Origin of the sequence: Bradyrhizobium sp. Rc2d (genome assembly GCF_900099855.1) — a bacterium.
GTDB lineage: Bacteria > Pseudomonadota > Alphaproteobacteria > Rhizobiales > Xanthobacteraceae > Bradyrhizobium.
Genome location: NZ_FNCU01000058.1, coordinates 38,910 through 52,552 on the forward strand (window position 1 = coordinate 38,910; position 13,643 = coordinate 52,552).

General features: G+C 64.5%; 11 protein-coding genes. 9 read left to right on the top strand and 2 right to left on the bottom strand.

The features are described from left to right. The first annotated feature begins 138 nt into the window (after positions 1 to 138). From BLV07_RS39990 to BLV07_RS40000, 3 genes are all read left to right on the top strand, one after another. Positions 139 to 1,725: a B12-binding domain-containing radical SAM protein gene (locus tag BLV07_RS39990; protein ID WP_091897464.1), complete on the top strand. Its 1,587-nt coding sequence runs from the start codon at positions 139 to 141 to the stop codon at positions 1,723 to 1,725. 6 nt (positions 1,726 to 1,731) lie between these two features. Continuing rightward, complete coding sequence (eutC, locus tag BLV07_RS39995) at positions 1,732 to 2,517, top strand: ethanolamine ammonia-lyase subunit EutC (protein ID WP_091897467.1); 786 nt, start codon at positions 1,732 to 1,734, stop codon at positions 2,515 to 2,517. Between the two features lie 215 nt (positions 2,518 to 2,732). Then, entirely contained in the window at positions 2,733 to 5,099 is a 2,367-nt protein-coding gene (locus BLV07_RS40000) for an efflux RND transporter permease subunit (RefSeq protein ID WP_091897470.1), read from the top strand. Positions 5,100 to 5,177: 78 nt separating this feature from the next. Here BLV07_RS40000 and BLV07_RS40005 read toward each other — a convergent pair whose 3' ends face one another. After that, positions 5,178 to 5,675: a hypothetical protein gene (locus BLV07_RS40005; RefSeq protein ID WP_091897473.1), complete on the bottom strand. Its 498-nt coding sequence runs from the start codon at positions 5,673 to 5,675 to the stop codon at positions 5,178 to 5,180. A gap of 461 nt (positions 5,676 to 6,136) precedes the next feature. Between BLV07_RS40005 and BLV07_RS46990 the strand changes: the two genes are divergently transcribed. The 6 genes from BLV07_RS46990 to BLV07_RS40035 all read left to right on the top strand — a co-directional run bounded on the left by BLV07_RS46990 (position 6,137) and on the right by BLV07_RS40035 (position 12,309). Then, on the top strand, positions 6,137 to 6,370 hold the full coding sequence (locus tag BLV07_RS46990; RefSeq protein WP_128935013.1) for a hypothetical protein: 234 nt from the start codon (positions 6,137 to 6,139) through the stop codon (positions 6,368 to 6,370). 192 nt (positions 6,371 to 6,562) lie between these two features. Continuing rightward, positions 6,563 to 7,447 carry a squalene synthase HpnC gene (gene hpnC / locus BLV07_RS40015; RefSeq protein WP_091897477.1) on the top strand — a complete coding sequence of 295 codons (885 nt, stop codon included), beginning with the start codon at positions 6,563 to 6,565 and terminating at the stop codon, positions 7,445 to 7,447. Further along, positions 7,437 to 8,276 (top strand): presqualene diphosphate synthase HpnD, encoded by an 840-nt coding sequence (gene hpnD / locus BLV07_RS40020; protein WP_091897480.1) that lies wholly within the window; start codon positions 7,437 to 7,439, stop codon positions 8,274 to 8,276. Before hpnC ends, hpnD begins: the two co-directional genes overlap by 11 nt. Beyond that, the gene (gene hpnE, locus BLV07_RS40025; RefSeq protein ID WP_091897483.1) at positions 8,276 to 9,544 is read left to right on the top strand and encodes a hydroxysqualene dehydroxylase HpnE; all 1,269 of its coding nucleotides are present in this window, start codon (positions 8,276 to 8,278) and stop codon (positions 9,542 to 9,544) included. Before hpnD ends, hpnE begins: the two co-directional genes overlap by 1 nt. A 51-nt stretch (positions 9,545 to 9,595) precedes the next feature. Then, positions 9,596 to 11,563, top strand: a complete 1,968-nt coding sequence (gene shc / locus BLV07_RS40030) for a squalene--hopene cyclase (RefSeq protein WP_091897486.1) — start codon at positions 9,596 to 9,598, stop codon at positions 11,561 to 11,563. Further along, complete coding sequence (locus BLV07_RS40035) at positions 11,560 to 12,309, top strand: phosphorylase (protein WP_176946075.1); 750 nt, start codon at positions 11,560 to 11,562, stop codon at positions 12,307 to 12,309. Before shc ends, BLV07_RS40035 begins: the two co-directional genes overlap by 4 nt. Positions 12,310 to 12,464: 155 nt before the next feature. On the opposite strand, the gene BLV07_RS40040 is transcribed toward BLV07_RS40035, so the two are convergent. Further along, entirely contained in the window at positions 12,465 to 13,634 is a 1,170-nt protein-coding gene (locus BLV07_RS40040) for an IS481 family transposase (protein WP_091897489.1), read from the bottom strand. Between the last annotated feature and the right edge of the window lie 9 nt (positions 13,635 to 13,643).

Genomic DNA, 13,643 nt, shown 5'->3' on the forward strand with positions numbered 1-13,643 from the left:
CAGCTTCCCAGGAAACTATTGGCGGCCCTCGCGAATTGAGTGGGTGCCACAATATTGAGAAATTCCGGCAGCCGCATTACGGTATGTGTCTGGCTGGCAATTTCCGCACCATCGGTCGAGCGTGGCGGGGGAGCATAGATGCGAGCTGAAAGTAACGGAACGTCCCGGCGGATTCTCTGTGTGTTTCCGCGCTACACCTCCTCATTCGGGACGTTCGAATATTCCTATCCCCTGACCGACGGCGTCCGCGCCTTCATGCCGCCGCAGGGGCTGCTGCTGATTTCCGCCTATCTTCCGAAAGAGTGGCAGGTCAAATTCGTCGACGAGAACCTTCGCAGCACGACCAGGGAAGAGTTCGAATGGGCGGAAGTGGTCTTCGTCAGCGGCATGCACATCCAGCGCCAGCAGATGAACGACATCTGCCGCCGCGCCCATGAATTCGATCTGCCCGTCGCGCTCGGCGGTCCCTCGGTCAGCGCCTGCCCGGACTATTACCCGACCTTCGATTATCTCCATGTCGGCGAGCTCGGCGACGCCACCAATCAGCTGATCGAGATTCTGTCGCGCGACACGTCGCGGCCCGAGCAGCAGGTGGTGCTCGCCACCAACGACCGCGTGCCGATGACGGAGTTTCCGATCCCGGCCTACGAGCTCGCCGACGTGAAGAAGTACTTCCTCGGCAGCATCCAATATTCCAGCGGTTGTCCCTATCAGTGCGAGTTCTGCGACATCCCCGGCCTCTACGGGCGCAATCCCCGCATCAAGACGCCGGAGCAGATCATCGCCGAGCTCGACCGCCTGCGCGAGTGCGGCATGACCGACACGGTCTATTTCGTCGACGACAATTTCATCGGCAACCGCAAGGCCGCGATGGACCTGTTGCCGCATCTGATCGAGTGGCAGAAGCGGACCGGCTACGTGGTGCGGCTCGCCTGCGAGGCGACGCTCAACATCGCCAAGCGCCCCGAGATCCTGGAGAAGATGCGCGAGGCCTTTTTCATCACCATCTTCTGCGGCATCGAGACGCCGGATCCGGATGCATTGCATGCGATGCACAAGGACCACAACATGATGGTCCCGATCCTGGAGGGCGTGCGCACCATCAACTCCTACGGCATGGAGGTCGTCTCGGGCATCATCATGGGGCTGGACACCGACAAGCCGAACACATCGGACGCGCTGCTCGCTTTCGTCGAGGAATCGCAGATTCCGCTGCTCACCATCAATTTGCTCCAGGCGCTGCCGAAGACGCCGCTGTGGGACCGGCTGGAGCGTGAGGGCCGTCTGGTCCACGATGAGGGCCGCGATTCCAACGTCGAATTCCTGCTGCCTTATGACGAGGTCGTCTCGTCCTGGAAGCATTGCATGGAGGTCGCCTACGCGCCCGAGAAGGTCTATGCGCGCTATCAGCATCAGTGCGACTACACCTATGCGAACCGCCTCAACGTGCCGGTGGCACCGGAGATGAAGACCTGGCCCAACATCAAGCGCGGCCTGATCATGCTGCGCAACATCTTCTGGCAGATCGGGGTACTCGGCGACTACAGGCGCGTGTTCTGGAAGTTCGCCTTGGGGCGAATCCGGCGCGGCGATCTCGAAGGCCTGATCGGCTGCGCCACGATCGCGCATCACCTCATCACCTTCGCGCGCGCGGCTTCGAGCGGCAAGCAGAACGCCTCGAACTACTCGATCCGCCTGCGCGAGGCCGCCGTTCCCGCCGAATGATGCGACATGTCTGATCCGGCCCCGCCGCGCCGTCCGACGCTCGATCTGCGGGCGTTCACGCCCGCGCGCGTTGCGCTGGGCCGCAGCGGCGCGAGCGTGCCAACAAGAGCGCTGCTCGACTTCACGCTGGACCATGCCCGCGCCCGCGATGCCGTGCATGCCGCCTTCGATGTGCCGGCTCTGGTCGCCGATCTCAGTGCGCTTGGCCTGGTCATGACCGAGGTGAGGAGCCGGGCGGTCGAGCGCAGCGACTATCTGCGGCGGCCGGACCTCGGACGACAGCTTGATGCCGGCTCAGCGGAACTTCTAGCACGAGGTGCCTCGGCGCCGTGCCAGCTGGCGGTCGTGATCGGCGACGGCCTGTCGGCAGCAGCGGTCCGCGCCCATGCGGTGGCGCTGCTGACACGTCTGCTGCCGCTGCTCGCGGCCGACGGCGCCGTCGCGATCGGCCATGTCGTTGTCGCCTCAGGCGCGCGCGTCGCGCTCGGCGACGAGATCGGGGCGATTCTCGGCGCGCGTATGGTCGCGATGCTGATCGGCGAGCGGCCGGGCCTGTCGGCGCCCGACAGTCTCGGCGCCTATCTGACCTTCGCGCCGAAGCCCGGGCGGACCGATGCCGAGCGCAATTGCGTGTCCAACATCCACCACGCTGGGTTGAGCTATGACGAGGCCGCCTTTAAGATCGCCTGGCTGGTGCGCGAGGGGCTTGCACGAAAGGTTACCGGCGTGGCGCTGAAGGACGAGAGCGCGGACCGTGCGCCACGTCGAATTGGCACGGCTTGGCCCGAATGACGGGCGTTCCGGCAAAATCGCCGCATCTTGATCGATTTGGCCACATTTGGCCGGCTTGCGAGAGGGGTGATTGACCTGCTAAACCCTCGCGGCGATTTTCCGCGCATTTTCAACGGGCAAGCCTCCCATTGGTATGGCGTTTTCAAGCCGTTCGCGGCGCGCAATAAGCTCTCAAGACCGAGCCGATTTAGGACGATTTAGGAACTGGACAAGGCATGCTCGAAAAGCACAGCGAGAATGAGGTTCACGTCGACAAGGTCGAGGAGGGACCTGCGTCCTCGATCGCCTTCGGGCTGGAGCGGCTCGGGCTGATCGCCGTCCGGACCCCGATCGTTTCCTGCATCGTCCTGCTCGCGCTGATCGTCGGCGCCGTGTTCGGCATCCAGCGGATCAAGATCGACGATTCCCTGTCGCAGCTGTTCCGCTCCAACACCCGCGAATTCCGCCAATACGAAGAGGTGACCAAGAAGTTCCCGGCCGAGGAGTTCGACGTTCTCGTCGTGGTTGAGGGCAAGAATCTGCTGGCGCGGGACAACCTTGAGAAGCTGCGCGACTTCATCACCGACATGCAGCTCGTCGAAGGCACCCGCGGACTGGTTTCGCTGTTCTCGGCGCGCCAGGCGCCGGCGCCGGGCAAGCTGCCGGCGGCACTGTTCCCGCCCGAGCTGCCCGAGGGCGCGGCCTATGACAAGTTCATCGAGACCGTCAAAAACAACGAGATCATCCGCGGCAAGCTGTTGTCGGAGGACGGGACACTTGCGTTGGTTGTGCTGTCGCTGGATCCGGAAGTGGTCGCCTCCAGCAAGCTGACCAAGACCGTCGCCGACATCCGTGCCCTGATGAAGGAGGATCTCGGCGACACCGGGCTCAATGTGCAGCTCTCCGGCGTGCCGGTGATGCAGCTCGAGATCCGCAACGCGGTCGAGCGCGACGGGCTCACCTACAACGTCCTCGGCATCCTCGCCGGCTGTATCATCGCCATCATCTTTTTCCGCAAGATCTCGTTCATGGTCGCGGCGGCATTCCCGCCGATGATCGCGATCCTGCTGGCGCTCGGTGTGCTCGGCTGGGCCAATTTCAATCTCAACATGTTCCTGAACGTGATGACGCCGCTCATCATGGTCATCAGCTTTTCGGACTCGATGCAGCTGACCTTCGCCGCGCGCGACCGGCTGATCGCGGGCCAGGACAAGTTCACCGCATTCAAGAACGCGGTGCTGGTGGTGGGCCCGGCCTGCGTGCTGACGCACGGCACCGCCGGGATTTCCTTCATCGCCCTGCAATTCTCCGACTCCGACCTGATCCGCAAGTTCGGCGAGGCCGGTCTTGCCGCCACTATCATCGCGCTGGTCGCGGTGCTGTCTTTGGTGCCGGTGTTCGGCGTGCTGTTCGTGCGCAATGAGAGAGTCTTTGCGGTCAAGTTCCAGGGCGCCGATGCCGGCGTCCAGGCGCTGCGCAATTTCTGCTACTGGATCGCGGTGCGCATGGTCGGCCGGCCCGGCCTGTTCAGCCTGATCGCGGTGCTGTTCGTCGGCGGCCTCGGCGTCGTCTACGCCAATCTGGAGCCGCGCTACCGCCTTGCCGACCAGGTGCCGGACAAGCGCCAGGCGGTCGCCGCCAGCGACCGGCTCGACGCCAAGCTGACCGGCGCCAATCCGGTCAACGTTCTGATCGCGTTCCCCAAGGGCGAATCGCTCTACTCGCCGGAGACGCTCCAGACCATCGCCGACGTGCATGCGACCGTGGAGCAGGCGGCCGGTGTCGGCAACGTCTGGTCGCTCGAGACCCTGCGCCGCTGGCTGGCGGAAAAGGCCGGCAGCGCCGACGTCGCGACGCTGAAGGAATATGTCAACGTCATCCCCGAGCATCTGGTGCGGCGCTTCATCGACGCCGAGCAGGACGCGGTCGTGGTGGCCGGCCGCGTGCCGGACAAGGATTCCAGCCAGCTCCTGCCAATCGTCGACAAGCTCGATACCGAGCTCGACACCATCCGCAAGAAGCATCCCGGCTACGAGATTGCGGTGACGGGCCTCGCTGCGATTGCCGCGCGTAACTCGGCCAGCATGATCGAGAAGCTGAACCGCGGTCTCACCGTCGAATTCGCGCTGGTCGCGATCTTCATTGGCCTCGCCTTCCGCTCCTGGGTGGTGATGTTCGCCTGCATCCTGCCGGGCATCTTCCCGGTGGTGATGTCGGGCACGGTGCTGTGGGCGATGGGCGAGGGCCTGCAATTCGCCAGCGTCGTCGCGCTCACCGTCTCGTTCGGCCTGGGCTTGAGCGCCACCATCCACTTCCTCAATCGCCTCAGGCTCGAGAGCAAGCCGGGCGTCGGCTCGGGGCTGGCGGTGGAGCGGGCGACCGTGCTGGTCGGTCCGGCGCTGATCCTGACCACGGTGGTGCTGGCCTGCGGCCTCGTCGTCACCGTGTTCTCCGATCTGCCGTCGCTGCGGCTGTTCGGCTGGCTCAGCGCCTTCTCGATGGTCATGGCCCTCGTCGCCGACCTCTTCATCCTGCGCCCGACCGCGATGTGGCTGATCAATCTGCACGCCAGGCTTCAAGGGCCCGACAAGCCGGCGATCTGAGCGCGCAGGGAGCGCTACAGCAAAAAGCCCCCGGCTCGCGAGAGCCGGGGGCTTTGTTGTTCTTGAACAGGGAGGGCTCTAGCCCTTCGTCATCGTGATGTTGACGCCGCGGATCTCGCCCTTGGAAGAGATCTGCACCGTCTGCTTGGTGCCGTTGGTGCGCAGCGACAAATTGGCGGCAAAGCCGTTGGCCTCGACGAACACCTCGATCTGGCCGCCGCCGGCGGTGCCCTGGAGGTTGCCGAAGATGTTGCGGCTGGCCTCGCTCCAGTTGCCGGAGATGCGGTCGCCCTGGCTCGTCACGTCGCTGGTGAGGTCGAACTTGTAGCTGTCGGACGCGCAGTGCAGCGCCTGCTTGAGGCTGAGGCCGCTGCCGGCGACCTTGTAATCGGCCTTGCAGCGGATGCGCTCGGTGGAGCCGTCGGACAGCGACACCGTCCCGGTGCCGGTCCACGCGCCGTCGAAACCGGCAAATGGTCCGGACGATTGAGCATGGCTTGCCGACACTGAGAAGAGCAGCGCAGCCCCGATGCCCGCCGCCTTGATTGCCAGTCCAGATCGCCCAAAGAATGTCATCTCAAATATCCCGTTTTGGAACGACGCCCGCTTACGATTGAGAACGTCTCGCCACATCGAAAGTTTAGTGTTCCCAGCCCCTGTCAGGTTCAACGCCTGACCGCCTGACACGGCGGTTCCCAAAGGTTCTCGCGCCATGATGGGATCCTGCAATCTTCTGTGTTTCGGTGTGTTTCTGGCTGAAACGGCGGGCGGAGAGATGCAGCTCTGCAACAGCCGTGCAGTAAAATGCGGCGTTCCTGAATTATGACGTAGTATCAAGCTCTTACATCTGCCAATGAAGGCGCGGGGAAGACCTGATTTGGTGGGTGTGGCGCCAATTTGGCCGCATTTGCCAGTGCTTGTGCCTTCTCTGAGGCCGCACCTCCCGCGGCGACTTGCCATCAGAACAATCCGTTCCGGCCATCCGCCCTGTGCTGCCCGGGATCGGTGCGACTCTGTCGTCAGAATGAAGGAATACAATGCGTAAGCTTCTCGTCGCTCTCACCCTGCTGTCGGCCTCCCTTTCGACGGCTGCGCTCGCTCAGCAAGGGCGTGGCACGGACGCCGAGCAGAAGGCCTGCACGCGCGATGTGCAGAAGTTCTGCCGTCCGGTCATCGATCAGGGCGATTTCACCGTCCTGGCCTGCCTCAAGGAGAACCGGGCCAAGATCTCGCAGGCCTGCGACCAGGTCCTGAAGAACCACAACCAGTAAGCTCGGCCGCTGGCCCACAAAGGCGGCTCCCGGGCCGCCTTTTCGGGTGCGATCCGCGAAGGGCAGCCATCGAGAGACAGGATTGGTTTTGCGGCCGTATTCCCCTATATGGGGGCCGCGGCGGCACTGCCGGCATGAGCCCGCGCGAGTGAAAAAGCCCTTCTTGTCCAAACGATTGTAAACCAGCCCTCGATGACCTCTGCGAGCGAATTGCGATCCGGCAAAGGTGACCGCGACGAGAATTTTCCCGTCGCGTCCTGGATCATTCATCCGCGTCATCGCGCGCTGATCCTGGCGTACTACAATTTCGTCCGCACCGCCGACGACATCGCCGACCACGCGACGCTGCCGCCCGACGAGAAGCTCGCTTATCTCGACCTGCTCGAGGCGGAACTGCTCGGCAAGGGCGACACCCAGACTGAGGCCGTCACCCTGCGCCGTGCGCTGGCCGAGCGCGGCATGGCGCCGCGCCATGCGCTCGACGTGCTCATCGCCTTCCGTATGGACGTGACCAAGCTCCGCTACGAGAATTGGGACGAAGTCATCCACTATTGCCGCTACTCGGCGATGCCGGTGGGCCGCTTCATGCTCGATGTCCATGGCGAGAGCACGTCGACCTGGGCTGCCTCGGATGCGCTTTGCGCGGCACTCCAGATCAACAACCACCTCCAGGATTGCGGCAAGGATTTTCGCGAGCTCAACCGCGTCTATCTGCCGCGCGATGCGCTGACCGCGAGCGGCGCCTCGGTCGAGCAGCTCGGGCTGACGCAGTCGCCGCCGGCGATGCTGGCCTGCCTTCAGGCGCTTGCCGTGCGCAACGAAGCGCTGCTGAACGAGAGCAAGTTGCTCAGCGCGGAGGTGAGGGACTTCCGCCTCGGCGTCGACATTTCGGTGATCCAGGCCTATGCCGATCGCATCGTGCGCCTGCTCAAGGTGCGCGATCCCCTGCGCGAGCGCGTGCATCTGAACAAGCTCGAGCTGCTCACCTTCAGCCTCGCCGGCATGATCGGCGAAGTCGGCCGCCGCGCGATCGGACGCAAGGCCATTTCCAGACCGGGGACTGCACATGACGCTTGAGGCGACCTCGCCCGGCGCCAATTATGGCTCGACCGCATCCGGCAGCTCGTTCTACGCCGCGATGCGCATCCTGCCGCATGACCAGCGCGAAGCGATGTTCCAGATCTACAGCTTCTGCCGCCAGGTCGACGACATCGCCGATTCCGACGGCCCGCGCGAGGAGCGGCTCGCCGCACTTCAGCAGTGGCGCAACGACATCGATGCGCTCTATCAGGGCAATCCGCCGCCGCGGCTGAGGGACTATGTCGCCTCGGTGAAGACCTTCGGGCTGAAGCGCGAGGACTTCCTCGCCATCGTCGATGGCATGGAGATGGACGTGCCGCAGGACATCCGCGCGCCCGACATGGCGACGCTCGATCTCTACTGCGATCGCGTCGCCAGTGCCGTGGGGCGCCTGTCGGTGCGGGTGTTCGGCCTGCCGGAAGAAGACGGCATCCTGCTCGCCCATCATCTCGGCCGCGCGCTCCAGCTCACCAACATCCTGCGCGACATCGACGAGGACGCCGGCCTCGGCCGGCTCTATCTGCCGCGCGAGGCGCTGCTGCATGCCGGCATCACCTCCAACGATCCCAGCCGCGTCATCACCGAGCGCGCGCTGCCGAAGGTCTGCCTGCCGCTGACGCAGCGTGCGAAATCGCATTTCGAGAAGTCGGACGAGATCATGAACCGCAACAAGCGCCGCACCGTGCGCGCGCCGCGGATCATGTCGAAATATTATCATTCCATTCTGGACCTCCTGATCGCGCGCGGCTTCAACGCGCCGCGCGAGCCGGTGCGTGTGTCGAAGATCACACGCATCCTGATCCTGCTCCGTTACGCTTTCATCTGATGCAAAAGACAGCTCACATCATCGGTGCTGGAATTTCCGGCCTTTCCGCCGCCGTGCGGCTCGCCAATGCCGGCTTCAAGGTTGCCGTGCACGAGGCGACACATCAGGCCGGCGGTCGCTGTCGGTCCTATTTCGACGGCGCCACCAATCTCACCATCGACAATGGCAATCATCTGCTGCTGTCGGGCAACAGCCATGCGCGCGCCTATGCGCGCGCGATCGGCACCGAGGCCGGCCTTGTCGGCCCCGAGCGCGCGCAGTTTCCCTTCGTCGACATCAAGACCGGGCAGCGCTGGCAGATCGACCTTGGCGATGGCCGGCTGCCGACCTGGGTTCTCGACGAAAGCCGCCGCGTGCCCGACACCGGCCTCACCGATTATCTCAAGCTGGCGCCGCTGGTCTGGGCGTCGGAGGAGACGCTGGTCGGCAAGTCGATTCCTTGCGAGGGCATTCTCTATCAGCGTTTGGTGCAGCCGCTGCTGCTGGCGGCGCTCAACGTCGATCCGCCCGAGGGCTCGGCCGGGCTCGCCGGCGCGATCGTGCGCGAGACGCTGCTCGCGGGCGGGCAGGCCTGCCGTCCCCTGATCGCGCGCGACGGCCTCAGCGCCGTGCTGATCGAGCCTGCCGTGAAATTCTTGGCTGAGCGCGGCCACACGGTTCAGCTTGGCCATGAGCTACGATCGTTTGCGACCAGTGACGGCAAGGTCGGTGCGCTGAATTTCGGCGGCGAGGACGTGATCCAGCTCAGCGAGGGCGACGTCATCGTGATGGCGGTGCCGCCGCGCGCCGCCGCCGGCCTGCTGCCCGGCCTGAAGACGCCGACCGAATTCCGCGCCATCGTGAACGCGCATTTCCGCTTTGAGCCGCCGCCGGGCTCTGCGCCGATCCTTGGCGTGATAGGCGGTGTGGTGGAATGGCTGTTCGCGTTCCCGAACCGGCTTTCCGTCACCATCAGCAATGGCGACCGCCTGGTCGACATGCCGCGCGAGGAGCTCGCGCAGGCGATCTGGGACGACGTCTGCAAGGCCGGCGGCCTCTCCGGTGAGCTGCCCCCTCAATTGCCTCCGTGGCAGATCGTGCGTGAGCGCCGCGCCACATTTGCCGCGACGCCGGCGCAGAATGCCTTGCGTCCGGCGCCGGTCACTGCGCTGAAAAACCTGTTCCTTGCCGGGGATTGGACTGCTACGGGATTGCCGGCAACCATCGAGGGATCGGTCCGATCGGGCGATCGCGCCGCCGATCTGATTCTCGCCGCACAGCGGCCCTGACGGGCAAATGTCCCGGTCAATTTCAATCGACTATCGGAGCAATCGAGCGACATGGATTCCGTGAACGCGACCAGCCGCGAAGCCCTGGATCCGAGCAGCTTGGAATCGAGCATTGCATCGGCAACGCAAGGTGTCCTCGGCTTCCAGCAATCGGACGGCCATTGGGTGTTCGAGCTCGAGGCCGACTGCACGATTCCGGCCGAGTACATCCTGCTGCGCCATTATCTCGCCGAGCCCGTCGACACGGTGCTCGAGGCCAAGATCGGCAACTATCTGCGCCGCGTCCAGGGCGCCCATGGCGGCTGGCCGCTGGTGCATGACGGCGAGTTCGACATGAGCGCCAGCGTGAAGGCCTATTTCGCGCTGAAGATGATCGGCGATTCCATCGATGCCCCGCACATGGTGCGTGCGCGCGAGGCCATTCATGCCCGCGGCGGTGCGATTCACAGCAACGTCTTCACCCGTTTCCTGCTCGCGACATTCGGCGTGGTGACTTGGAGCGCGGTGCCGGTGCTGCCGATCGAGATCGTGCTGCTGCCGTTCTGGTCGCCGTTCCACCTCAACAAGATCTCCTATTGGGCGCGCACCACCATGGTGCCGCTGATGGTGATCGCCGCGCTGAAGCCGCGCGCGAAGAATCCGAAAGGGATCGGCATCGACGAGCTGTTCCTGCAGGATCCGCGCTCGATCGGCATGACCGCGAAGGCGCCGCACCAGAGCATGGCCTGGTTCCTGCTCTTTCGCTCGCTCGATGCGATTCTGCGCGTGATCGAGCCGATGTTTCCCAAGAGCCTGCGCAAGCGCGCGATCGATGCGGCGCTCGCCTTCATCGAGGAGCGGCTCAACGGCGAGGACGGCATGGGCGCGATCTATCCGCCCATGGCCAACATCGTGATGATGTATGACGCGCTCGGCAAGGACGCGAATTATCCGCCGCGCGCGATCACGCGCCGGGGCATCGACAAGCTGCTCGTGATCAGAGACGACGAAGCCTATTGCCAGCCCTGCGTTTCGCCGGTGTGGGATACGACGTTGACTGCGCATGCGCTGCTGGAAGCTGGCAACGCGCAAGCCGTGCCGGCCGCCAAGCGTGGCCTCGACTGGCTGATCCCGAAGCAGGAGCTCGAGGTGAAGGGCGATTGGGCGGCGAAGCGGCCCGACGTGCGTCCGGGCGGCTGGGCGTTCCAGTACAACAATGCCCATTATCCCGATCTCGACGATACCGCTGTCGTGGTGATGTCGATGGACCGCATGCGCCGAGAGCACGGGGTGACCGGCTATGACGCCGCGATCGACCGCGGCCGGGAGTGGATCGAGGGCATGCAGAGCGACGACGGCGGCTGGGCCGCCTTCGACGTCAACAACCTCGAATATTACCTGAATAACATTCCGTTCTCCGACCACGGCGCGCTGCTCGACCCGCCGACCGAGGACGTCACCGCGCGCTGCATCTCGATGCTGGCCCAGCTCGGCGAGACCGAGAAGTCCAGCAAGCACGTGGCCGATGGCGTTGCCTACCTCCGCAAGACCCAGCACCCGGAAGGCTCCTGGTACGGCCGCTGGGGCATGAACTTCATCTATGGAACCTGGTCGGTGCTCTGTGCCCTCAACATGGCCGGCGTCGACCACAAGGACCCCATGATTCGCAAAGCCGCGGCCTGGCTGGCCTCGATCCAGAACGAGGACGGCGGCTGGGGCGAGGACGCCGTCAGCTACCGCCTGGATTACAAGGGCTGGGAGGCCGCGCCCTCGACCGCCTCGCAAACGGCATGGGCTTTGCTTGCCCTCATGGCGGCAGGCGAGGTTGATCATCCGGCCGTCGCCCGCGGGGTGGAGTACCTGATTGCAACACAAGACAAAAAAGGACTGTGGGACGAGCAGCGGTACACCGCCACAGGCTTCCCCCGCGTGTTCTATCTACGGTATCATGGTTACCCAAAGTTCTTCCCGCTGTGGGCGCTGGCGCGGTATCGGAACTTGCGGAACACCAACAGCAGGGTGGTAGGGGTCGGAATGTGACTTTGGGGACGGGGGACTATTTTACCGCGGGTAATGCCATCGACCCGCGGCCGATACTGATCGTGACTGGACTGGTTCAGGAGGCCCGCATTGCAGCCGGGCCCGGAATGGCGGTCATCTGTTCATCCAGCAGCCCGACCCAGTTGCGGGCGCTGTTGACAGTGGTGGATCCCGAGACGATTCGCGGCGTGATCTCCTTCGGCGTGGCCGGCGGGCTCGACCCGACGCTGCGCTCCGGCGACGTCGTGCTGGCAACCGAAGTGCTCTCCGGCGACACCCGCTGGGCCGCCGGCCTGTCGCTCGGCGACGACCTGATCGATCGCCTGACGTCGGGGCGCCGCCGTGTGGTGCGCGGCAGCCTCGCTGGTGCCGAGGAAGTGGTCACCGGGCGCTCCTGCAAGGCGGCGCTGCATTCGGAGACCGGGGCAGCGGCCGTCGACATGGAGAGCCACATCGCGGCCGCCTATGCCGCCGAGGCCGGGCTGCCCTTTGCCGCGGTCCGCGTCATCAGCGACCCCGCCCATCGCGCGCTGCCGGCACTCGCCCGCGCCGCCATCAAGCCGAACGGCCAGATCGACCTTGCGGCCGTGCTGCGCGGCATCGTGCGCAACCCGGCGACGCTGCATGCGCTGGTCTCGACCGGCCTCGACTTCAACCGCGCCCTGCGCAGCTTGCGCGGCTGCCGCGACTACCTGATCGGCACCGAGCTGGTGGGTAGCGAGGTGCTGGTGTCAGAGGCGGCCTGAGCGGGGCAGGGCTCGCTTTCCATCGTCATTGCGAGCGAAGCGAAGCAATCCAGAGTCCTTCCGCAGAGACAGTCTGGATTGCTTCGCTCCGCTCGCAATGACTATGCGGAGGCAGTTCGCGTCCCACTCTCCGCTGTCATCGCCCGGCTTGATGTTCAGCCCGGGGACATGACCGACGGGTGTTCGGGGACATAGCCGACACTTTTTCCGCCCACCAAGTCGATGATAGCGACTTGGTGGGCGGCGAAGAAGACCCCGTATTGCGCACTGTTTGCCGAGGGGCGGATGGCAAGGCGCTCGCCGCAGAAGGCCTGGGGGACCTTCCAAAGACATCCTTTGAAGCTGACATAGGCCTTGGTCGTGGAGACGCGGCGCACGATCTCGTGGCTGTCGTATTCGACCTCCGGCAATCGATCGGGCATGGCTCGCTGGCTCGGCCGATATCGACTGGCCGGGACCTGTTGTCCGAGCGCTTCGTGCGGTCGCTCGAAGTTGTAGACTTCCCGCCAGGCGTCGAAGGCGCGCTGTGTCTCTGCGAGATCGCGGAAGTGCCGCAGCGCGAACACCTCAGCCGCGAGCGTGCGGTGGAACCGCTCATTCTTGCCACGGCTTTGCGGGTGATATGGGCGGCTGTGGATGACCGCGATGCCGAGCTTGAGTAGCCATACCGAGAACCGCGTCCATCGTTCGCCCGTAGGATCGCCCCAAGGCGAACCATTGTCGACGAAGAAGGCCTCCGGGAGGCCGTAATGGCGAAAGGTCTTCTCCAGGCGGCTGCGCACGGTATCTGTGCGTTGATCGGCGCAGGCCTGCAGGCACAGATCATAGCGCGAGTGGTCATCCACGACCGTCAGGGGATGGCATTGGGCATCATTGCCGAGCCGAACCCAGCCTTTGAAGTCCATCTGCCACAACAGATTGGGGGCCGGCATCTCAAAACGATGGCTGGCCACCGCGCCGCCGACCGGAGGCTTGATGCGGCCAGACCGACGCAAGATCTGATGGACTGTTGAGACGGCTGGCGAACGAAAGCCATTACGCTCCAGGCAGTGAGCTATCTTGCGAGCTCCCCATGCCGGACGAGCATCGCGTACCGCGATAATGCGCGCCTCGAGTTCGCAATCGGTCTGTCTCGGACTCGCATGCGGTCGCCGCGAGCGGTCCTCGATGTCCTGGTCGGCCTGCCATCGTGCAAGCCATTTGTAGCCCGTATCGGGATGGATATTGAACCGCCGACAGAGTTCCCGTCGGTTCGCTCCCTCCTGCATCGCAAGCCGAACGAACTCTCGCCGCTGATCCATCACCGACACCTCTCGCCAGGGCATGGACTTGGC

What these genes read in the sequence shown, in the direction of transcription:
- shc (WP_091897486.1), top strand. Translation starts at nt 9,596, where the DNA reads ATGGATTCCGTGAACGCGACCAGCCGCGAAGCCCTGGATCCGAGCAGC.
- BLV07_RS39990 (WP_091897464.1), top strand. Translation starts at nt 139, where the DNA reads ATGCGAGCTGAAAGTAACGGAACGTCCCGGCGGATTCTCTGTGTGTTT.
- BLV07_RS40000 (WP_091897470.1), top strand. Translation starts at nt 2,733, where the DNA reads ATGCTCGAAAAGCACAGCGAGAATGAGGTTCACGTCGACAAGGTCGAG.
- hpnD (WP_091897480.1), top strand. Translation starts at nt 7,437, where the DNA reads ATGACGCTTGAGGCGACCTCGCCCGGCGCCAATTATGGCTCGACCGCA.
- eutC (WP_091897467.1), top strand. Translation starts at nt 1,732, where the DNA reads ATGTCTGATCCGGCCCCGCCGCGCCGTCCGACGCTCGATCTGCGGGCG.
- hpnC (WP_091897477.1), top strand. Translation starts at nt 6,563, where the DNA reads ATGACCTCTGCGAGCGAATTGCGATCCGGCAAAGGTGACCGCGACGAG.
- BLV07_RS40040 (WP_091897489.1), bottom strand. Translation starts at nt 13,634, where the DNA reads ATGCCCTGGCGAGAGGTGTCGGTGATGGATCAGCGGCGAGAGTTCGTT.
- BLV07_RS46990 (WP_128935013.1), top strand. Translation starts at nt 6,137, where the DNA reads ATGCGTAAGCTTCTCGTCGCTCTCACCCTGCTGTCGGCCTCCCTTTCG.
- hpnE (WP_091897483.1), top strand. Translation starts at nt 8,276, where the DNA reads ATGCAAAAGACAGCTCACATCATCGGTGCTGGAATTTCCGGCCTTTCC.
- BLV07_RS40005 (WP_091897473.1), bottom strand. Translation starts at nt 5,675, where the DNA reads ATGACATTCTTTGGGCGATCTGGACTGGCAATCAAGGCGGCGGGCATC.